Source organism: Kitasatospora sp. NPDC001261, from assembly GCF_042896795.1.
Taxonomy (GTDB): domain Bacteria; phylum Actinomycetota; class Actinomycetes; order Streptomycetales; family Streptomycetaceae; genus Kitasatospora.
Genome location: NZ_JBIAXP010000009.1, coordinates 52,400 through 72,398 on the forward strand (window position 1 = coordinate 52,400; position 19,999 = coordinate 72,398).

16 protein-coding genes and 1 other RNA gene are annotated in these 19,999 nt (G+C 72.6%); 15 read left to right on the plus strand and 2 right to left on the minus strand.

From position 1 onward, the window contains the following. The first annotated feature begins 26 nt into the window (after nt 1-26). The gene (prfB, locus tag ACFY4B_RS14195) at nt 27-1,139 is read left to right on the plus strand and encodes a peptide chain release factor 2 (RefSeq protein ID WP_049653430.1); all 1,113 of its coding nucleotides are present in this window, start codon (nt 27-29) and stop codon (nt 1,137-1,139) included. 64 nt (nt 1,140-1,203) lie between these two features. Here the strand turns inward: prfB and ACFY4B_RS14200 are convergent, their stop codons facing one another. After that, a complete protein-coding gene (locus ACFY4B_RS14200) occupies nt 1,204-1,398 on the minus strand; it encodes a hypothetical protein (protein WP_049653432.1) in 195 nt (64 codons plus the stop codon). Between the two features lie 351 nt (nt 1,399-1,749). Between ACFY4B_RS14200 and ftsE the strand changes: the two genes are divergently transcribed. The 8 genes from ftsE (at nt 1,750) to ACFY4B_RS14240 (ending at nt 10,749) form a co-directional block, all read left to right on the plus strand. Further along, complete coding sequence (gene ftsE, locus ACFY4B_RS14205; protein WP_049653434.1) at nt 1,750-2,439, plus strand: cell division ATP-binding protein FtsE; 690 nt, start codon at nt 1,750-1,752, stop codon at nt 2,437-2,439. A 79-nt stretch (nt 2,440-2,518) separates the two neighbouring features. Beyond that, complete coding sequence (ftsX, locus tag ACFY4B_RS14210; RefSeq protein WP_049653435.1) at nt 2,519-3,430, plus strand: permease-like cell division protein FtsX; 912 nt, start codon at nt 2,519-2,521, stop codon at nt 3,428-3,430. 112 nt (nt 3,431-3,542) lie between these two features. Next, nucleotides 3,543-4,679, plus strand: a complete 1,137-nt coding sequence (locus ACFY4B_RS14215; protein WP_074005024.1) for a S41 family peptidase — start codon at nt 3,543-3,545, stop codon at nt 4,677-4,679. Nucleotides 4,680-4,723: 44 nt separating this feature from the next. Continuing rightward, complete coding sequence (smpB, locus tag ACFY4B_RS14220) at nt 4,724-5,200, plus strand: SsrA-binding protein SmpB (protein ID WP_049653438.1); 477 nt, start codon at nt 4,724-4,726, stop codon at nt 5,198-5,200. 86 nt (nt 5,201-5,286) lie between these two features. Next, nucleotides 5,287-5,668, plus strand: a transfer-messenger RNA (tmRNA) gene (gene ssrA / locus ACFY4B_RS14225). A 150-nt stretch (nt 5,669-5,818) separates the two neighbouring features. Further along, a complete protein-coding gene (locus tag ACFY4B_RS14230; RefSeq protein WP_387968037.1) occupies nt 5,819-8,122 on the plus strand; it encodes a HelD family protein in 2,304 nt (767 codons plus the stop codon). A gap of 361 nt (nt 8,123-8,483) precedes the next feature. Next, the gene (locus tag ACFY4B_RS14235) at nt 8,484-9,956 is read left to right on the plus strand and encodes an NAD-dependent malic enzyme (RefSeq protein WP_049653443.1); all 1,473 of its coding nucleotides are present in this window, start codon (nt 8,484-8,486) and stop codon (nt 9,954-9,956) included. A gap of 508 nt (nt 9,957-10,464) precedes the next feature. Beyond that, on the plus strand, nt 10,465-10,749 hold the full coding sequence (locus ACFY4B_RS14240) for an HU family DNA-binding protein (RefSeq protein WP_030242980.1): 285 nt from the start codon (nt 10,465-10,467) through the stop codon (nt 10,747-10,749). 75 nt (nt 10,750-10,824) lie between these two features. Here the strand turns inward: ACFY4B_RS14240 and murA are convergent, their stop codons facing one another. After that, on the minus strand, nt 10,825-12,165 hold the full coding sequence (gene murA, locus ACFY4B_RS14245; RefSeq protein WP_049653446.1) for a UDP-N-acetylglucosamine 1-carboxyvinyltransferase: 1,341 nt from the start codon (nt 12,163-12,165) through the stop codon (nt 10,825-10,827). Nucleotides 12,166-12,465: 300 nt separating this feature from the next. On the opposite strand from murA, the gene ACFY4B_RS14250 reads away from it, so the two are divergent. The 6 genes from ACFY4B_RS14250 to ACFY4B_RS14275 all read left to right on the plus strand — a co-directional run bounded on the left by ACFY4B_RS14250 (nt 12,466) and on the right by ACFY4B_RS14275 (nt 19,979). Further along, a complete protein-coding gene (locus ACFY4B_RS14250) occupies nt 12,466-13,050 on the plus strand; it encodes a YqgE/AlgH family protein (RefSeq protein WP_049653449.1) in 585 nt (194 codons plus the stop codon). A gap of 63 nt (nt 13,051-13,113) precedes the next feature. Beyond that, nucleotides 13,114-13,392 carry a DUF3039 domain-containing protein gene (locus ACFY4B_RS14255; RefSeq protein WP_049653451.1) on the plus strand — a complete coding sequence of 93 codons (279 nt, stop codon included), beginning with the start codon at nt 13,114-13,116 and terminating at the stop codon, nt 13,390-13,392. Nucleotides 13,393-13,483: 91 nt separating this feature from the next. Further along, on the plus strand, nt 13,484-15,094 hold the full coding sequence (locus ACFY4B_RS14260; RefSeq protein WP_380775129.1) for a beta-N-acetylhexosaminidase: 1,611 nt from the start codon (nt 13,484-13,486) through the stop codon (nt 15,092-15,094). Nucleotides 15,095-15,451: 357 nt separating this feature from the next. Further along, nucleotides 15,452-16,318 (plus strand): xanthine dehydrogenase family protein subunit M, encoded by an 867-nt coding sequence (locus tag ACFY4B_RS14265; protein WP_049659370.1) that lies wholly within the window; start codon nt 15,452-15,454, stop codon nt 16,316-16,318. Further along, the gene (locus tag ACFY4B_RS14270; protein WP_387968040.1) at nt 16,315-17,655 is read left to right on the plus strand and encodes a 2Fe-2S iron-sulfur cluster-binding protein; all 1,341 of its coding nucleotides are present in this window, start codon (nt 16,315-16,317) and stop codon (nt 17,653-17,655) included. The genes ACFY4B_RS14265 and ACFY4B_RS14270 overlap by 4 nt, the downstream gene beginning before the upstream one ends. Continuing rightward, nucleotides 17,652-19,979 (plus strand): xanthine dehydrogenase family protein molybdopterin-binding subunit, encoded by a 2,328-nt coding sequence (locus ACFY4B_RS14275; protein ID WP_387968042.1) that lies wholly within the window; start codon nt 17,652-17,654, stop codon nt 19,977-19,979. Before ACFY4B_RS14270 ends, ACFY4B_RS14275 begins: the two co-directional genes overlap by 4 nt. The last annotated feature ends 20 nt before the right edge of the window (nt 19,980-19,999 follow it).

Consider the following 19,999-nt stretch of genomic DNA (forward strand, 5'->3'; position numbering starts at 1 on the left):
ACTCCCGGAACCATTACCCTGGGGGCGTGGCAGCCGTCGATCCTTCCGAAGAGCTCAAGAACCTCGATACGACCATGGGGTCGATCGAGGCCGTCATCGACCTGGACAAGATCCGGGCCGACATCGCGGTCCTGGAGGAGGAGGCAGCCGCCCCCACCCTGTGGGACGACGTCGCGAACGCGCAGAAGGTGACCAGCCGGCTCTCCTTCCTCCAGGGCGAACTGCGCCGGGTCGAGGGCCTGCGCAGCCGTATCGACGACCTGGGCGTGCTGTTCGAGCTCGCCGAGGCCGAGGACGACGCGGACACCCGCACCGAGGCCGAGAACGAGCTCGTCGCCCTCCAGAAGGCGGTCGAGGAGCTGGAGGTCCGTACCCTCCTGTCCGGCGAGTACGACGCCCGCGAGGCGCTGATCAACATCCGCGCCGAGGCCGGTGGCGTGGACGCCGCCGACTTCGCCGAGCAGCTCATGCGCATGTACCTGCGCTGGGCCGAGCGGCACGGGTACCCCACCGAGGTGTACGACACCTCGTACGCCGAAGAGGCCGGCATCAAGTCCGCGACCTTCACCGTGAAGGCGCCGTACGCCTACGGCACCCTCTCGGTCGAGCAGGGCACCCACCGCCTGGTCCGCATCTCGCCGTTCGACAACCAGGGCCGTCGGCAGACCTCCTTCGCCGGTGTCGAGGTGCTCCCCGTCGTCGAGCAGTCCGACCACGTCGACATCGACGAGGGCGAGCTCCGGGTGGACGTCTACCGCGCCTCCGGCCCCGGCGGCCAGGGCGTCAACACCACCGACTCGGCGGTGCGCATCACGCACATCCCGACCGGCATCGTGGTCTCCTGCCAGAACGAGCGCTCGCAGATCCAGAACAAGGCGTCCGCGATGAACGTCCTCCAGGCCAAGCTGCTGGAGCGGCGCCGCCAGGAGGAGAAGGCGGCGATGGACGCGCTCAAGGACAGCGGCAGCTCCTGGGGCAACCAGATGCGCTCCTACGTGCTGCACCCGTACCAGATGGTGAAGGACGTCCGCACCGCGTACGAGGCCGGCAACCCGCAGGCCGTGCTGGACGGCGACATCGACGGCTTCATCGAGGCCGGGATCCGCTGGCGCAAGCAGCGCGAGACCAGCGCCGAGTAGCGGCAGACGACGAAGGCCCCCGACCGCAGTGGTCGGGGGCCTTCGTCGTACGTCTCGTGGGTTGTCAGGCCAGAGCCTGCCGCGCGATCAGCGCCACCGCGAGCAGCCCGGCCAGCAGGGCCAGCAGCATCGCGGGGGAGAGCGCGGCGAACGGGCTCTGCTGCTCCTGGATCCGGGCCCGGTTGGCCCGGCACACCGGGCAACGCCCGTCGCTGACGCGGCCGTTGCAGTTGGCGCACACCAGATGGTCGCAGGTCATGCGATCTCCTCCTCGCTGCTACAGCCAACGCGCCGGACGGGGCTTTGGTTCCATGTGCTGCCCTGTACGGGGGAGCGGCCGTGACGCGGTCGCCCCCTCCACTCTGCCAGGTTCCGGCGGTTCCGGCTCCCGGGCTGCGAGATGACCCCCGATATTCGGGGCATAAGCAGACATTCTCCCCCAAGGGGCGGGCGTTGTCGCGGGCGGCCCCTGCGGGCCGGATGCCGATTCGCGTATGGTCCGAGTCCGGGAGCGGCCCTCCGCGCTCCCTTCGACCGCCCCCGGGCCGGGCCCCAGGGGCGGACCGACCCAAGGACTGGCGCCGCCTAGGATGGCCTCCGTGATGCAGCCGTGATCAGATTCGACAACGTCTCCAAGACCTATCCCAAGCAGAACCGTCCCGCCCTGGACAACGTCTCGCTGGAGATCGAGAAGGGTGAGTTCGTCTTCCTGGTCGGCTCGTCCGGCTCGGGCAAGTCCACCTTCCTGCGCCTGTGCCTGCGCGAGGAGCGCCCCACCACGGGGGCGGTGCACGTGCTGGGCAAGGACCTCGGCAAGCTGTCCAACTGGAAGGTGCCGCACATGCGCCGCCAGCTGGGCACCGTCTTCCAGGACTTCCGCCTGCTGCCGAACAAGACGGTCGCGCAGAACGTCGCCTTCGCGCTGGAGGTGATCGGCAAGCCCAAGAGCGCCATCAACAAGGTGGTGCCCGAGGTGCTGGAGCTGGTCGGCCTCGGCGGCAAGGAGGACCGCATGCCGGGCGAGCTGTCCGGTGGTGAGCAGCAGCGCGTGGCGATCGCCCGGGCCTTCGTGAACCGTCCGATGCTGCTCATCGCGGACGAGCCCACCGGCAACCTCGACCCGCAGAACTCGGTCGGCATCATGAAGCTGCTCGACCGCATCAACCGCACCGGCACCACGGTGCTGATGGCCACCCACGACCAGGCCATCGTCGACCAGATGCGCAAGCGCGTCATCGAGCTCGACAAGGGGCTGCTCGTCCGCGACCAGGCCCGCGGCGTCTACGGGTACCAGCACTGACCGACCAGCGCTGACCCGTAGGGCCGCCGGCCCGAACCGCCAGTCCCGGAGCAGTACCGACCCTGGAGTTGTTTCCCGCATGCGTGCCCAGTTCGTCCTGTCGGAGATCGGTGTGGGTCTCCGACGCAACCTGACCATGACCATCGCGGTCGTGGTCAGTGTCGCGCTCTCCCTCGCCCTCGCCGGTTCCTCGCTCCTGGTCCGCGACCAGGTGAACTCCATGAAGGGGTACTGGTACGACAAGGTCGAGGTGAGCATCTACTTCTGCACCAAGGCGGACGCCCGGAACTCGCCCCAGTGCGACAAGGGTGCGGCCACCGACCAGCAGGTCCAGGACATCAAGGACCAGCTGGACAAGATGACCTCGGTGGTCCAGTCGTCCACCTACGAGAGCTCCGCCGACGCGTACAAGCACTGGAAGGAGATGAACCCGGACAACCCGCTCATCTCCGTCCTGGGCGCGGACGCCATGCCGCAGTCCTGGCGGGTCAAGCTCAACGACCCGACCAAGTACGACGTGATCCAGAGCGCCTTCGCCGGCAAGCCCGGCGTCAAGTCGGTCGAGGACCAGCGGAAGATCCTGGAGAACCTGTTCGGCCTGCTGAACGGCCTCCAGACGGCGGCCTTCGTGATCATGGTGCTGATGCTGTTCGTCGCGCTGCTGCTGATCGTCAACACCGTCCGGGTGTCCGCGTACAGCCGACGGCGTGAAACCGGGATCATGCGCCTGGTCGGTGCGTCGAACTTCTACGTCCAGATGCCGTTCATCGCCGAGGCGGCCTTCTCGGCGCTGCTGGGCGCGATGATGGCCTCCGGACTGCTGATCGGCGGGCACTTCTTCGTCCAGAACTGGCTGGCCGACCGGGTGCAGTTCATCCACTTCATCGGCCTCGGCTCGGTGCTGGCGGTGATACCGCTACTGATCGTGGTGGGTATGGGCATGGCCGGTGTGGCGGCGTTCTTCACGCTGCGCAAGTACCTCAAGGTCTGATTCCCGGACGCCCCGACGGCCCCGGACGGCACTGCGCCGTCCGGGGCCGTCGGCGTTCCGGGGCCCGTCGTTCCGGTTCGTCCCGCTCGGAGCGGTGTCTACACTCCGGTCCATGCTGCAAACTCCGCGCAGGGCCCGCCAGGTGGCCGCGCTCAGCCTGGTGTTCGGCGCCGTGCTGCTGGCCGGCGCGGCCACCGGCGCCTGGGGCGACCCGGGCGGGCCGCCGCACAGCCCGTCCGCCGACACCGCCCGGGCCACCGGCGGGCTCCCGGCGGACCCGGCCGGCGCCGCCCTGTCCGAGCAGCAGGCCGAGCACCTGCTGGCGGCCGGCGGCGACCGCTGGGGCGCGTACTACAGCGCCCAGGAGTACGCGGAGTTCAGCCAGGGCCTGGACGGCCGGTACCCGGGCGTCGGCCTCTCGGTCGGCCGCGGCCAGGACGGCGTCACCGAGGTCTCCCAGGTCGCGCCCGGCGGCCCGGCCGCCGCGGCCGGCATCGCCCCCGGCGACCGGCTCGTACGGATCGGCCAGGACCAGGCCGACCACCTGCCGGTCACCGAGGTGGTGGCGCGGCTGCGCGGCCAGGGCGAGGAGCGCCGGGCCGGCTCCGAGGTCACCCTGGCGGTCCGGCGCGGCGAGGGGGAGGAGCGCGAACTGCGGCTGCGGCGCGTGCTGCTGGACAGCCGGCAGGTCACCGCGGAGCAGCTGGGCAAGGGCGTGCTGCGGGTGACCGTGCGCGGCTTCACCAGCGGCGTGGCCGACCAGGTGCGCGCCGCGCTGCGCGCCCCGCACGCCGGCGTGGTGCTCGATCTGCGCGGCAACTCGGGCGGGTTGGTCGACGAGGCGGCCGGCACCGCCGGGATCTTCCTGGACGGCGGAACGGTCGGCTCGTACCAGGAGCGCGGCGAGACCAGGGAGTTGACCGCCCCGCCCGGCGGCGACCAGCGCACCCCGCTGGTGCTGCTGGTGGACGGCGGCACGATGAGCGCCGCCGAACTGCTGGCCGGAGCCCTCCAGGACCGCAGCCGCGCCGTGGTGGTGGGCTCGCGGACCTTCGGCAAGGGCACCGTCCAGCAGCCCAGCCGGCTCGCCGACGGTGCCGTGCTGGAACTGACCGTCGGCCGCTACTACACCCCGGCGGGCCGCTCCCCGGACGGCACCGGCCTCACCCCCGACGTCCCGGCCGGCTCGGGCGAGGAGGCCGACGAGCTCGCCCTGCGGGTCCTCTCGGGGCTGGGCACCCGCGCCTAAAGCAGCTGCCCGATCCGGCCTCGAAGTGCGAGAATGGCCGCGTTATGGCAAAGGAAACCGGACAGAAGCTGATCGCGCAGAACAAGAAGGCGCGACACGAGTACACGATCCTCGACACCTACGAGTGCGGCCTCGTCCTCACCGGAACCGAGGTCAAGTCGCTGCGCGAGGGGCGGGCCAACCTGGTCGACGGCTACGCGTACATCCAGAACCACGAGGCGTGGATCGACAACGTCTTCATCCCCGAGTACACCCAGGGGACGTGGACCAACCACGCGGCCCGGCGCAAGCGCAAGCTGCTGCTGCACAGGATGGAGATCCACAAGATCGAGAGCAAGGTCCGCGACGCGGGCCACACCCTGGTCCCGCTCTCGCTGTACTTCAAGGACGGCCGGGTGAAGCTCGAACTGGCGCTCGCGGTCGGCAAGAAGCTCTACGACAAGCGCCAGACGCTGCGCGAGAAGCAGGACACCCGCGAGACGGCCCGCGCGGTGGCGGCGGCCCGCCGACGCCAGGGTTAATCCGCTGGACCCTCGCCCGTCGCCTCGCGTACTATGGCGCAAGCAACACGGACGATGACCGTCCGAGCTGTTTCTCAACAAAACATGGGGATGATCGGTTTCGACAGGGGATGTTGAAACAGGGGAAGCGAGCCGAGGAACGCGGCAATGATCTCGTTAACCACGTGTCGCAAAAAAATAATCGCCAACTCTAAGCGCGATTCCCAGCAGTTCGCTCTCGCTGCCTAATAAGCACCGATAGCGCTTGGGTGTCAGACCGGGGAGTTCCCGACCCGGACCCTGGCATAATCTAGGGAACTCAACCGTCCGCCCGGGCTGCGAGGGCGGATGGGAAATCAAACAGCAGCTGGGCCTGTTGGCGGCTTGTCCGTGTGACCGCCAGGGCCGAGAAAATCACAGCGGACTGCGCTCGGAGAAGCCCTGAATTAACTCCACTGGACCCGGGTTCGATTCCCGGCATCTCCACCACCCCATGTTGACACGAAGGCCGTCCTCCGCTCCGCGGAGGGCGGCCTTCGATTTTTGTACGTTCCGGAGCAGCGCGGCCGGGGGGTCGCGGCGTAGGATCATCCGTCCGCTCGTTTTCCGGAGCCGGATTCCGCCGCTACCACCGAGGCCATGCAGAGCAACACGCCCACCACCCCCGCCACCGACCACGAGACCGTCCGCGCACGCGAGATCGCCGGTGAGCAGCAGCACCTCGACACCGTCTACCACCGGTTGGAGGAGAAGCTCGCCGAGGCCGAGTACATCCTGGAGGACGCCGCCAAGCGGGTCCAGGTCGGCACCCCCGGCGCGCTCGCCGAACGCGACGCCCAGGTCTACCGGGCCGGCGCCCACCTCCAGCGTCTGAACAACGAGTTCGAGGACTTCCTGTTCGGCCGGATCGACCTCCAGCGGGCCGACGCCCCGGAGGAGCACGGCATCCCGTCGAACACTCCGCTCGACCCGGCCGACCCGGCCGTCGCCGAGACCCTCCACATCGGCCGACTGGGCGTGCTGGACGCCGAGTACGGCCCACTGGTGATCGACTGGCGCGCGCCAGCCGCCGCCCCCTTCTACCGCGCCACCCCGGTCGAACCGGGCCGGGTGATCCGCCGCCGGGTGATCCGCTCCAAGGGCCGCAAGGTGATCGGCGTCGAGGACGACCTGCTGCGCCCCGACCTCACCCCGACCCTGGACGGCGAGGAGCTGGCGGTGGTCGGCGACGGCGCGCTGATGGCCTCGCTGGGCCGCGCCCGCAGCCACTCGATGCGCGACATCGTCTCCTCCATCCAGAAGGAGCAGGACGAGGTGATCCGCGCCGCCGCCGCGGGCGCCACCCTGGTCACCGGCGGCCCCGGCACCGGCAAGACCGCCGTCGCCCTGCACCGGGCCGCCTACCTGCTCTACCAGGACCGCCGCCGCTACGCCGGGGGCATCCTGGTGGTCTCGCCGACCGCGCTGCTGGTCTCGTACACCGAGGGCGTGCTGCCCGCGCTGGGCGAGGAGGGCCAGGTCGCCATCCGGGCGGTCGGCTCGCTGGTGGACGGCATCGAGGCGGACACCTACGACACGCCCGAGGCGGCCCGGGTCAAGGGCTCGGCCCGGATGGTCCAGCTGCTGCGCCGGGCCGCCCGCGCGGCGCTGGAGCTGGGCGCGCCGCAGGAGCTCAAGGTGGTCGCCCGGGGCGAGGTGCTGAAGCTGGACGCCTCCCGGCTGAAGGCCGTGCGCGGCAACGTGGTGGGCTCCGGCGGCACCCCGCTGAACCTGCTGCGCCCGCGCGCCCGCCGGCTGCTGCTGGACGCCCTGTGGCAGCAGGCCACCAGGGACCTGCCGAAGCCCGCCGACCACTACGCCCGCGAGCAGCGCCAGGAGGAGAAGGAGTCCTTCGACGAGTACGTCTCGGACGAGGCGTCGTTCCTGGACTTCCTGGACGCCTGGTGGCCGGCGCTGACCCCGCGCCGGGTGCTCGCCACGCTGCGCCAGCACCGGCACACCAACCGGATCGCCCGCCGGGCCGTCACCCCGGACGAGGCCAGGCTGCTGGCGGCCTCCTGGCGCCACCTGTCCGCGCGGGGCGAGGGCGCGCTGTCCGCGCACGACGTCGCGCTGATCGACGAGCTCCAGGTGCTGCTCGGCGAGCCGGCCCGCCCGAAGGTCCGCGAGGTGGACGCGGTGGACCTGCTGAGCGGCCTGGACGAGGTCACCACCTTCGCCGACCGCAGCGCCCGCCAGCGCGACCGCCAGCCGGTCGAGCGCACGGAGTACGCGCACATCATCGTGGACGAGGCGCAGGACCTCACCCCGATGCAGTGGCGGATGATCGGCCGCCGGGCCCGGATGGCCACCTGGACGATCGTGGGCGACCCGGCGCAGTCCTCCTGGCCGTTCCCGCAGGAGGCCCAGGCCGCGCTGGACGAGGTGCTCTCCGGCAAGCCGCGCCGCCGCTTCACGCTGACCGTGAACTACCGCAACCCGGCCGAGATCGCCGAGGTGGCGGCCAAGGTGCTGGCGCTGGCCGCGCCGGGGACCCCGTCGCCGAGCGCGGTGCGCCACGTCGGCGTGGAGCCGCGCTTCGCGGCCACCACCGACCCCGCGCCGGAGGCCTTCGGCAAGGCCGCCCGGGCCGAGCTGGAGCGGCTGCTGGCCGAGGTGGACGGCACCGTGGCGCTCGTGGTGCCGATGGACCGCCGGGGCGAGGCGGCCGGCTGGGCCGAGGGCCTGGGCGGGCGCGTGGTGGTGCTGGGCAGCCTGGAGGCCAAGGGCCTGGAGTACGACGCGACCGTGGTGGCCGACCCGACCGGCATCGCCGGCGAGTCGGAGGCCGGCCTGCGGGTGCTGTACGTGGCGCTGACCCGCGCGACCCAGCGGCTGACCGTGCTCTCCGGTCCGGACGACCTGCCGGACGCGGCCGGCGTGCCCGCGCTGCTGCACGGCTGACGGACCGTACCGGGTCCGACGGAAGAAGGCCCCTCACCGGGTGGTGAGGGGCCTTCAGACGTTTACGACACCGACCCGCCATGCTCGCCTCGCGGCAAGTGGTCCCTCGAAGGGACGAAGGTTGGGCCCGGGGGCTTGGATCGAGCCGGTGTCCCGTCCAATGTAACGCATCGGCCGGGAGAGGCAAGGAGCGAGCGGCGGGAGCCGGACGGCCATCGGGTGGGATTGTCGGGTCCGCACACTCAATGAACGTTATTTCTGGCTACCCCTTGGAAGGTGCGACGATCGACGTCTAGCATGCGCAGGCGATGCCTTCAACAAAATGTTGAGCCTGCGGGACAGACGGAAGAAGGAAGCGTCGATGGCGACGGTGCCCAGTGTCTCCAACTCGATCACGGTACGGCTGGAGGTCCCGGCCCGGGGCAACGCCGTCAGCGCGATCACCACGGCCGTGGAGTCCTCCGGCGGATCGGTGACCGGTCTCGACGTCACCGCCTCCGGGCTGGAGGCGCTGCGGATCGACGTCACGGTGGCGGCGGCCTCGGTCGCGCACGGCGAGGAGATCGTCGAGAAGCTGCGCACGATCGACGGCGTGTCGATCGGCAAGGTCTCGGACCGCACCTTCCTGATGCACCTCGGCGGCAAGATCGAGATGTCCTCCAAGCTGCCGATCCGCAACCGTGACGACCTCAGCATGATCTACACCCCGGGTGTCGCCCGGGTCTGCATGGCGATCGCGGAGAACCCCGAGGACGCCCGCCGCCTGACCATCAAGCGCAACAGCGTCGCCGTGGTCACCGACGGCTCCGCGGTGCTGGGCCTGGGCAACATCGGCCCGGAGGCCGCGCTGCCCGTCATGGAGGGCAAGGCGGCCCTGTTCAAGCGCTTCGCCGGGATCGACGCCTGGCCGATCTGCCTGGACACCCAGGACACCGACGAGATCGTCGCCATCGTCAAGGCGATCGCCCCGGGCTTCGCCGGGATCAACCTGGAGGACATCTCCGCGCCGCGCTGCTTCGAGATCGAGGCCCGGCTGCGCGAGGCCCTGGACATCCCGGTCTTCCACGACGACCAGCACGGCACCGCGATCGTGGTGCTGGCCGCCCTCACCAACGCGCTGAAGGTGGTCGGCAAGCGGATCGGCGACATCCGCGTGGTGATGTCGGGCGCCGGCGCCGCCGGCACCGCGATCCTCAAGCTGCTGATGGCGGCCGGCGTCGAGCACGCCACCGTGGCGGACGTGCACGGCGTGGTCCACCTGGGCCGCGGGGACCTCAACGAGAACCTGCGCTGGATCGCCGAGCACACCAACCGCTCGGGCCGCACCGGCAGCCTCAAGGAGGCCGTGGCGGGCGCCGACGTCTTCATCGGCGTCTCGGCCCCGAACGTCCTGGACGGCGACGACCTGGCCACCATGGCCGAGGACTCGATCGTCTTCGCGCTGGCCAACCCGGACCCGGAGGTCGACCCGGCCATCGCCCGGCAGACCGCCGCCGTGGTCGCCACCGGCCGCAGCGACTTCCCGAACCAGATCAACAACGTGTTGGTCTTCCCGGGTGTCTTCCGCGGCCTGCTGGACGCCCAGAGCCGCACCGTCAACACCGAGATGATGATCGCCGCCGCCCGGGCGCTGGCCACCACCGTGGCCGACGACGAGCTGAACGCGAACTACATCATCCCGAGCGTGTTCCACAAGGACGTGGCCAAGACCGTCGCCTCCGCGGTGCGCGAGGCGGCCCTGGCAGGGGCCCAGGAGGACCGCGCGCCGGCCCGTCCGACCCCCGGCATCGTGGGCACCCTCGACACCGCCGCGTTCCCCACCGTCAAGCTCTGACGGACGGCTCGGGCGACGTGTCACAGATCGCTCAAATGTGCGAATAGCGGTCATACCCGCCCAGCTCGCCCCGAACCCTTGCGACACAAGGGCGAGGGGCGTGTTTGGGCTTGTCAGTCGTAGGGCGTACCGTAGCCCTGCACGGGGCAGGCGTGTCCGACAAGTACGGAACGTCCCCCTGGTCTTCCGGCGTGTCGTCCCGACCGCCGCCCGGGTCCGGTCCGCCGGAGCCGACGGAGCGTCACACCTCCGACGGGCGGGCGATGTTCGGGTGGCTCGGCCGGGGCCCGATTGGCTTTCTCGGGGCCGGTCGGGGCAGGATTCGTACCCAGGCGGGCGGGCGGGCCTTCGACGGCTCCGGCGCGCGGCATCGGGTACGGACCCGGCCTGCGACCACGCATTGCCTGCATGAGCACAGTGTGCGGACCTGCGGCCTATCCGGGTGCCCCCCGGTGGGAGCACCGATGGGCCCCCGCGCACCGCAAGCGAACAGACCACAGGAGTACACATGAACCGCAGTGAGCTGGTGGCCGCGCTGTCCGAGCGCGCCGAGGTGACCCGCAAGGACGCCGACGCCGTTCTGGCCGCCTTCGCCGAGATCGTCGGCGAGGTCGTCGCCAAGGGCGACGAGAAGGTCACCATTCCCGGTTTCCTGACCTTCGAGCGCACCCACCGCGCTGCCCGCACCGCCCGCAACCCGCAGACCGGCGAGCCGATCCAGATCGCCGCGGGTTACAGCGCCAAGGTGAGCGCCGGCTCCAAGCTGAAGGAAGCCGCCAAGGGCGCTGCCTGAGCCACCCCTTGAACGCCCGAGAGGCCGGGCTCCCCACTGGGGAGCCCGGCCTCTCGCCGTTGTGTGCTCGGACCGTCAGGCGTCGACCAGCTGCTCGCTGGGCAGCTCGACGTGGGCGCCCAGGTCGCGCAGCTTGTCCATGAAGTTCTCGTAGCCGCGGTTGATCAGGTCGATGCCGTGCACGGTCGAGGTGCCCTCGGCCGCCAGCGCCGCGATCAGGTACGAGAAGCCGCCGCGCAGGTCCGGGATGACCAGCTCGGAGCCGATCAGCTTGGACGGGCCGGAGACGACCGCGGAGTGCAGGAAGTTGCGGGCCCCGAAGCGGCAGGGGGTGCCGCCCAGGCACTCGCGGTAGAGCTGGATGTGCGCGCCCATCTGGTTCAGCGCGCCGGTGAAGCCGAGCCGCGACTCGTACACCGTCTCGTGGACGATGGACAGGCCGGTGGCCTGGGTCAGCGCGACCACCAGCGGCTGCTGCCAGTCGGTCTGGAAGCCCGGGTGCACGTCGGTCTCCAGGGCGATCGCCTTGAGCTCGCCGCCCGGGTGCCAGAAGCGGATGCCCTCGTCGTCCACCTCGAAGGCGCCGCCGACCTTCCGGAAGGTGTTCAGGAAGGTCATCATCTCCAGCTGGCGGGCGCCGCGGACGTAGATGTCGCCCTTGGTCGCCAGCGCCGCGCAGGCCCAGGAGGCGGCCTCCAGGCGGTCCGGCAGCGCGCGGTGGTTGTAGCCGTTCAGCTCGTCCACACCGGTGATCAGGATCGTCCGGTCGGTGCCCAGGGTGATGATCGCGCCCATCTTCTGCAGCACGCAGATCAGGTCGACGATCTCCGGCTCGATGGCCGCGTTGCGCAGCTCGGTGACGCCCTCGGCGAGCACCGCCGTGAGCAGCACCTGCTCGGTCGCGCCGACCGAGGGGTAGGGCAGCTCGATCTTGGTGCCGCGCAGCCGCTGCGGGGCCACCAGGTAGGTGCCCTGCGGGTGCTTCTCGATGCTGGCGCCGAACTGGCGCAGCACCTCGAAGTGGAAGTCGACCGGGCGGCCGCCGATGTCGCAGCCGCCCAGGCCGGGGATGAAGGCGTGGCCGAGGCGGTGCAGCAGCGGGCCGCAGAACAGGATCGGGATCCGCGAGGAGCCGGCGTGCGCGTCGATGTCGGCGACGTTGGCGCTCTCGACGTGCGAGGGGTCGAGGATCAGCTCGCCGTCCTCGTCACCGGTGCGCACGGTCACGCCGTGCAGCTGCAGCAGGCCGCGGACCACCTTGACGTCGCGGATGTCCGGGACGTTGCGCAGTCTGCTGGGGCCCTGCCCGAGGAGGGCGGCGACCATGGCCTTGGGCACCAGGTTCTTCGCTCCGCGGACGCGGATCTCGCCTTCGAGCGGGTTTCCGCCGTGGACCAGCAGGACGTCGTCGGTCATCGTTCTCGCAATCCGGGGTGCCAGAGGAGTCGGGGGGAGGGCTCCGGGAGAGAGCCGGTGGTGGACCGGTCGTACGGGCGCGTTCGGGCCCCCGGCGAAACCGAGTCGGCACCGTATAAAGGCGTCCACCAGACGTAGATGGTAGTAGGCGTGCCGTTGGTTCCCGTGAGCCTCTCCCGTGATGGTGCTCTCTCCGGGCCCGGGCCCGCCCCCCGGTACGGCCGTACGGGTGTTCGTGGGCGTGGCCGTTTCCGGGCGTTGCGGTGTCCGAGCGGTGCGGTTCTGCGGGATCATGTGGGCATGACGGCGGCCCATTCGCACGGAGGCCGGTCCCACACCGGCCGTCTGCTCGTCGCGACGCCCCTGCTCACCGACCCGAACTTCGCGCGGGCGGTGGTGCTGCTCCTCGACCACGACGTCGAGGGGGCGCTCGGCGTGGTCCTGAACCGGCCGACGCCGGTCGAGGTGGGCAGTGTGCTGGACGGCTGGAACAGACTCGTCGGACAGCCGGCCGTGGTCTTCCAGGGCGGCCCGGTGGCGCTGGACTCGGCGCTCGGCCTCGCGGTGGCGCCGGGGGAGCCGGGCACCGGCGAGCCGCTCGGCTGGCGCCGGGTGCACGGCGCGATCGGCCTGGTGGACCTGGAGGCGCCGCCCGAGGTGCTGGCCGGCGAACTGGGCAGCCTGCGGATCTTCGCCGGGTACGCCGGGTGGTCGCCCGGGCAGCTGGAGGCGGAGCTGGAGAGCGGCGCCTGGTACCTGGTGGACTGCGAGCCGGGGGACGTCTCCAGCCCCGAGCCGGAGCGGCTGTGGCGCTCGGTGCTGCGCCGCCAGCGCGGCCCGCTCGCCCTGCTGGCGACCTACCCGGACGACCCGACGATGAACTGAGCCGACCGGCCCGGAGCCGCGACACTGGCCGGGTTTCCGGAGGCGCCCATAGACTTGGCACCCATGAGCACTCTTGAGCCCGAGCGCGGCCTCGGCACCGGCACCCTGGTCGAGCCCGTCCCGCAGGTGTCCCACGGGGACGGCGACCACGAGCGCTTCGCGCACTACGTCCAGAAGGACAAGATCATGGAGAGCGCGCTCTCGGGGTCCCCCGTGGTGGCGCTCTGCGGCAAGGTATGGGTGCCCGGCCGCGACCCGAAGAAGTACCCGGTCTGCCCGATGTGCAAGGAGATCTACGACGGCATCGGCAAGCCGCAGGGCGGCGACGGCGACAAGAAGTAGTCCGCGGCGCCCCGCACAACGCCGTTTTGCATAGCACCAGGGTTCCCCTGGTGGTCTATGCCAATCGTCGGGGCGTGGGCAGGATGTCGGAATGGACCTCATTCCCGCACCTTCGAGTGCCGCCCGCCGCCCGGACGAGGACTATCCGCTCGACGCCGCCACCACGCTGACCGCACCCCCCGCGCTGGCCGACGCCGAGCGCTGGCTGCGGGCCACGCTGTCCGCCGCCACCGGGCTGCCGCTCGGCCCGGGCCGGCCGGGTGCGGGCATCGAGCTGGTCCAGGACGGGACGCTCGCCGCCGAGGCGTACCGGATCACGGTGCGCCCCGGCCACGCCCTGCTCGCCGCGGGCGGCCCGGCCGGCGCGCTGTGGGGCGCGCAGACCCTGCGGCAGCTGCTCGGGCCGGACGCCTACCGCCGCTCGCCGCTGCGCCACGACGGCTGGGTGCTGCCCGGCGCCGACATCGAGGACGCCCCCCGGTTCGGCTGGCGCGGCGCGCTGCTCGACGTCGCCCGGCACTTCCTGCCCAAGGCGGACGTGCTGCGCTTCGTCGACCTGCTGGCCGCGCACAAGCTCAACGTGCTGCACCTGCACCTGACCGACGACCAGGGGTGGCGGGTCGAGATCAAGCGCTACCCGAGGCTGACCGCGCGCGGTTCCTGGCGGGACCGCTCGATGGTCGGGTACCGGGCCGGACAGCGCCGCGACGACCGCCCGCACGGCGGCTTCTACACCCAGGACGACCTGCGCGAGATCGTCGCCTACGCGGCCGCCCGCGGGATCACCGTCGTCCCGGAGATCGACCTGCCCGGCCACACCCAGGCCGCCGTCGCCGCCTACCCCGAACTGGGCAACACCGACGTGGTGGACACCGCCGCGCTCGGGGTGTGGACCGACTGGGGGGTGAGCCACAACGTGCTCAACGCCTCCGAGGAGACCCTGCGCTTCTTCGAGGGCGTGCTGGAGGAGGTCCTGGAGCTCTTCCCGTCCGAGTTCGTCCACCTCGGCGGCGACGAGTGCCCCAAGGAGCAGTGGAAGGACAGCGCCGCCGCGCAGGCGAGGATCCGCGAGCTGGGCCTGGCCAACGAGGACGAACTGCAGAGCCACCTGATCCGGCACTTCGACCGCTGGCTGGCCGAGCGCGGCCGCCGGCTGATCGGCTGGGACGAGATCCTGGAGGGCGGGCTCGCGCCCGGCGCCGCGGTCTCCTCCTGGCGCGGCTTCGGCGGCGGGATCGCCGCCGCGAAGGCCGGGCACGACGTGGTGATGTGCCCCGAGCAGCACGTCTACTTCGACCACCGGCAGGCGGACGGGCCGGACGAGCCGATCCCGGTCGGCTTCGTGCGCACGCTGGAGGACGTCTACCGGTTCGAGCCCGTCCCGAAGCAGCTGGACGAGGCCGCCGCCCGGCACGTGATCGGCACCCAGGCCAACCTGTGGAGCGAGTTCATGGACAGCGCCCGGGACATCGACTACCGGGCCTTCCCCCGGCTGGTCGCCTTCGCCGAGGTCGCCTGGTCCGCGCTGCCCGCCGAGCCGGCCGAGCGGGACTTCGCCGGTTTCGAGCGGCGGCTGACGACCCACCTGAAGGCGCTGGACGCGCTCGGCGTCGAGTACCGCCCGGCCGACGGGCCGCACCCGTGGCAGCGCTGGCCCGCCCCGGCCGGCCGGCCGATCGAGGGCCCGCCGCCGGTCCGTTAGGGCGTGTCCCGGGGGCCCTTTCCGGGGTCGCCGGGACCCCCGTGACACGCCCCGGTCGTGCTGACCGGGAACTTCTGAGCGGTCATCGGACGTCAAGAACTGATGAACATCTGCCCTGGCCCGGAGCGGGTCAGGGCAGATACCGCCCGGTATCGGTCCCAATCGGGCAGCCCCGTTCACCGGCCCCGAAATGATCATCGAGCATTGTGTGCCAGAGTTGCCCAACCCGGCCCGATCGCCCGTACCCTACGGGCCAGGCCGGGCTGCTGACGCAGGACGGCACGGCCGCAGGCCGGCGGGCGGCAGGCGATCGATGAGCAAGTGGAGCACGGTGGGACCCAGGTGAACCGGACGATCATGCTGCCGGCCTCCCTCGACGAGGCCGTCGACGCGCTGGCCGCCGCTCCGGCCGCGGTACCGGTGGCCGGAGCCACCGACCTGATGGAGGCCGTCAACGCCGGCCGCTTGCGCCCCGCCGCCCTGGTCGGCCTCGGCCGGATCACCGAACTGCGGGGCTGGCGCTACGAGGACGGCGGCACCGCCGTACTCGGCGCCGGACTCACCCACGCCCGGATGGACCGCCCCGACTTCGCCGCGCTCATCCCCGCGCTCGCCGACGCCGCCCGCACCGCCGGCCCGCCGCAGGTCCGCAACGTCGGCACCCTCGGCGGGAACATCGTCACCGCCGCCCCGGCCGGCGACACCCTCCCGGTGCTCACCGCGCTGGAGGCCGGCGTCACCCTGACCCGGGCCGGGGGCACCCGCGAGGTGCCGGTCAGTCACCTGCTCACCGGACTCGACCCGGTGCGCCCCGGCGAACTGCTCACCTGGGTGCGCGTCCCGCTGCTGCACGCCCCGCAGGTCTTCCTCAAGGCCACCGGCCGCAGCGGCCCGGCCCGCGCCACCGCCTCCGTCGCCCTCGTCCTCGACCCGGCCAGGCGCTCGGTGCGCTGCGCCGTCGGGGCCGTCGCACCGGTGCCGCTGCGCCCGCTGGAGGCCGAGGCCTGGGTCGCCGGCTGCATCGACTGGGACGGCAGCCGGGAGATCGACCCGGCCGCGACCGCCGCCTTCGGCGAGTACGTGGCCGCCGCCTGCGTCCCCGACGACTACGGCGCCGAGGGCGCCTGGGAGGCCGTGACCGAGGGGCCGACAGCGGCCGCCGTTCGGCTGCGGCGTACCGTATCGGTGCTGGCCCGACGGGCGCTGGGAAGGGTGCTGAAGTGACCACAGACCCCATCGAGACCCTCGACGCCGACCCGCTCGGCCTCTCCCCGCAGGTCAGCCGCGAGCTGCGCCCGTGCGCCTCGTACACGCTGCGGGTCAACGGTTTCGAACGGCCCGTCACCGACGCCTGGATCGGCGAGAGCCTGCTCTACGTGCTGCGCGAGCGGCTCGGCCTGGCCGGCGCCAAGGACGGCTGCGAGCAGGGCGAGTGCGGGGCCTGCTCGGTGCAGGTGGACGGCCAGCTGGTGGCCGGCTGCCTGGTGCCCGCCGCGCTGGCCGCCGACAGCGAGATCAACACCGTCGAGGGCCTGTCGGCCGCCGGCGGCGCGAGCGCCGTCCAGCAGGCGCTGGCCGCCTCCGGCGCCGTCCAGTGCGGCTACTGCACCCCCGGCATGGCGATGGCGGTGCACGACCTGCTCCAACGCAACCACCGGCCCACCGAGGTGGAGGCCCGTCAGGCCCTGTGCGGCAACCTCTGCCGCTGCACCGGCTACCGGGGCGTGCTGGCCGCCGTCCAGACCGTCGCGGACGCCCGCGCGCTGGAGGCCGAGCAGGCGGAGGAGGCCGCCGAGGCCGCCGCCGCGCAGGCCGCCGCCGGGCCCGCCGCCGAGGCGCCGGCCGAGCCGGTCGCCGAGCCCGTCGCCGAGCCGCCCGCCGCACGGCCGGCGGAGGCGCCGGTCGAGCCCGGGCAGGCCGTCGAGCCGCCGGTCTACGCCGACGCCGGGGACTGGATCGAGCACGTCCCGCAGCAGGCCGTCGAGCAGCAGCCCGTCCCGCAGCAGCCCGTCGAGCAGCACGCCGTCCCGCAGCACGCCGTCGGGCAGCCGGGCGTCGGGCCGGCCCCGGCCGGAGTGCCGTACGGCGACCCCCAGGGCGGCTACGACACCGGCGTGTACGACACCACCGTGCTGGCCCCGATCCGGGACGCCATCCCCGCCCAGGCCGCCGACGAGCAGGTGTACTACCCGCCGCAGGGCTACCCCGAGCAGCCCTACCAGGCCACCCCCGCGCACGGCACCTACCTGCCCTACCCGGACGGCCACCAGCAGCAGAACGGCTACGACGCCGGGTACGACGCCCCGGTCTACGAGCCCACCCCCGCGCACGGCACCCCGCTGCCCGGCGCCGGCTACGACGGCACGCCGCCGCACGGCACCCCCGCGCACGGCACCCCGCTGCCCGGCACCGGCTACGACGGCACGCCGCCGCACGGCACCCCGTACCCCGCTCCGCACCCGCACGGTGCCCCGGCCGAGGGCGGCGCCCCGGCCGGTGTCCCGTACGGGGCCACCCCCGCCCACGGCATCCGGCTCCCCGAGGACGACCACGCATCATGACGTCGCCTACCGACATCGGCGCAGCACTCCAGCAGGACGGCGGCGAGGGCGGCGCACCGGAGCCGATCGGCCTGGGCAGCTCCCCGCTGCGCGGCGACGCGCTGCCGAAGGCGCTCGGCATCTACCCGTACGCGGCCGACCTGTGGGCCGAGGGCCTGCTGTGGGGCGCGGTGCTGCGCTCGCCGCACCCGCACGCCCGGATCCGCGGCATCGACACCTCGGCCGCGCTGGCGCTGCCCGGGGTGCACGCCGTGGTCACCGCCGCCGACCTGCCGCCCGGCCCGGACGGCACCCCCGACGGCGCCCCGGCCGGGCCGATCGTCTCCGACCGGCCGGTGCTGGCCGCCGGCGTGGTGCGCCACCACGGCGAGCCGATCGCCGCGGTGGCCGCCGACCACCCGGACACCGCCCGGCTGGCGGTCGGCCTGATCGCGGTCGACTACGAGCCGCTGGAGGCCGTCACCGACCCGGAGCAGTCCTTCACCGCGTCGCCGCTGCACCCGGACGGCAACCTGTTCCGCCACCTGCCGCTGCGCACCGGGGACCCGGACGCGGTCGGCGAGATCATCGTCGAGGGCCTCTACCAGGTCGGCCGGCAGGACCCGGCCCCGCTCGGCGCCGAGGCCGGGCTGGCCGTGCCGCGCCCGGACGGCGGCGTCGAACTGCACCTGTCCTCCACCGACCCGCACGGCGACCGCGACCGCACCGCCGCCTGCCTCGGCCTGGAGCCGGACCGGGTCCGGCTGGTGGCCACCGGCGTGCCCGGTGCCACCACCGACCGCGAGGACCTCTCGTTCCAGGTCACCCTGGCCCTGCTGGCGCTGCGCACCGGCCGCCCGGTGAAGATGACGCTCACCCGCGAGGAGTCCTTCCACACCCACACCTCGCGCCACCCCGCGCTGCTGCGCTACCGCCACCACGCCGACGCCGAGGGCACGCTGGTGAAGGTCGAGGCGCAGATCCTGCTGGACGGCGGCGCCTACGCGGACGTCTCCGCCGAGGCGCTGGCCGCCGCGACGGCCTTCTCGGCCGGTCCGTACGTCTGCCCGAACGTCTTCGTGGACGCCTGGGCGGTGCGCACCAACAACCCGCCGGCCGGCCGGATGCGCGGCGAGGGCGCCCTGCAGGCCTGCTTCGCGTACGAGTCCCAGCTGGACCAGCTGGCCGCCCGGATCGGCGTGGACCCGGTGGAGATCCGCCGCCGCAACGCGATGTCCACCGGCGACCCGCTGCCCACCGGACAGGCCGTCACCTGCCCGGCGCCGGTGCGCGCCCTGCTGGACGCGGTCGCGGCCGAGCCGCTGCCGGCCCTGCCGGTGGACGACCCGGACGCCGAGTGGCTGCTGCCCGGCGGGCCCGGCGGCGCGGGCGACCCGGCGGCGGTGCGGCGCGGCATCGGCTACGCCGTCGGCATGGTGCACATGCTGGGCGCCGAGGGCGAGGACGAGGTCTCCACCGCGACGGTGCGGGTCAGCGGCGACCACGCGACGGTGATCTGCGCGGCGGTCGACGCCGGGCAGGGCTTCGCCACGCTGGCCCGGCAGATCGTGCAGACCGTGCTGGGCGTCAGCGAGGTCTACATCGCGCCGGCCGACAGCGACCAGTCGATCGCCGGGCCGTCCGCCCGCGGCCGGCACACCTGGGTCTCCGGCGGCGCCGTCGAGCGGGCCGCGCTGATGGTCCGCCACCAGCTGCTGCAGCCGATCGCGGCGAACTTCGGGATGTCGGCGGAGCTGCTCCAGATCGCCGACGGCAAGATCACCTCGTACGACGGGGTGCTCGGCATGCCGGTCGCCGAGGCGCTGGAGGGCAAGGAGCTGTGGGCGACCGCGCAGTGCCGCCCGCACCCCACCGAGCCGCTGGACGAGTCCGGGCAGGGCGACGCCTTCGTCTCCATCTCGTTCTGCGCGATGCGCGCGGTGGTGGACGTGGACATCGAGCTGGGCGCCGTCCGGGTGGTCGAGATGACCGTCGCCCAGGACGTCGGCCGGGCGCTGAACCCGCGCCAGATCGAGGACCGGATCGAGGCGGGGGTGGCCCAGGGCGTCGGCCTGGCGCTGCTGGAGGACCTGCGGACGGAGGGCGGGGTGCTGCAGAACCCCTCGCTCACCGGCTACCGGCTGCCCACCGCGCTGGACACCCCGGAGGTGCGGATCGCCGCGCTGCTGGAGGAGCGCGACGTGGTGGCCCCGTTCGGCGCCAAGGCGGTCGGAGCCGTCCCCGCGGTGGTCGCCCCGGCGGCCGTGGCCGCGGCGGTGCGCGCCGCCACCGGCCTGCCGGTCGGCCGGCTGCCGATCCGGGCGGAGGACGCCGTCACCGCCTGACCGGACTGTTCGGAAAGGCG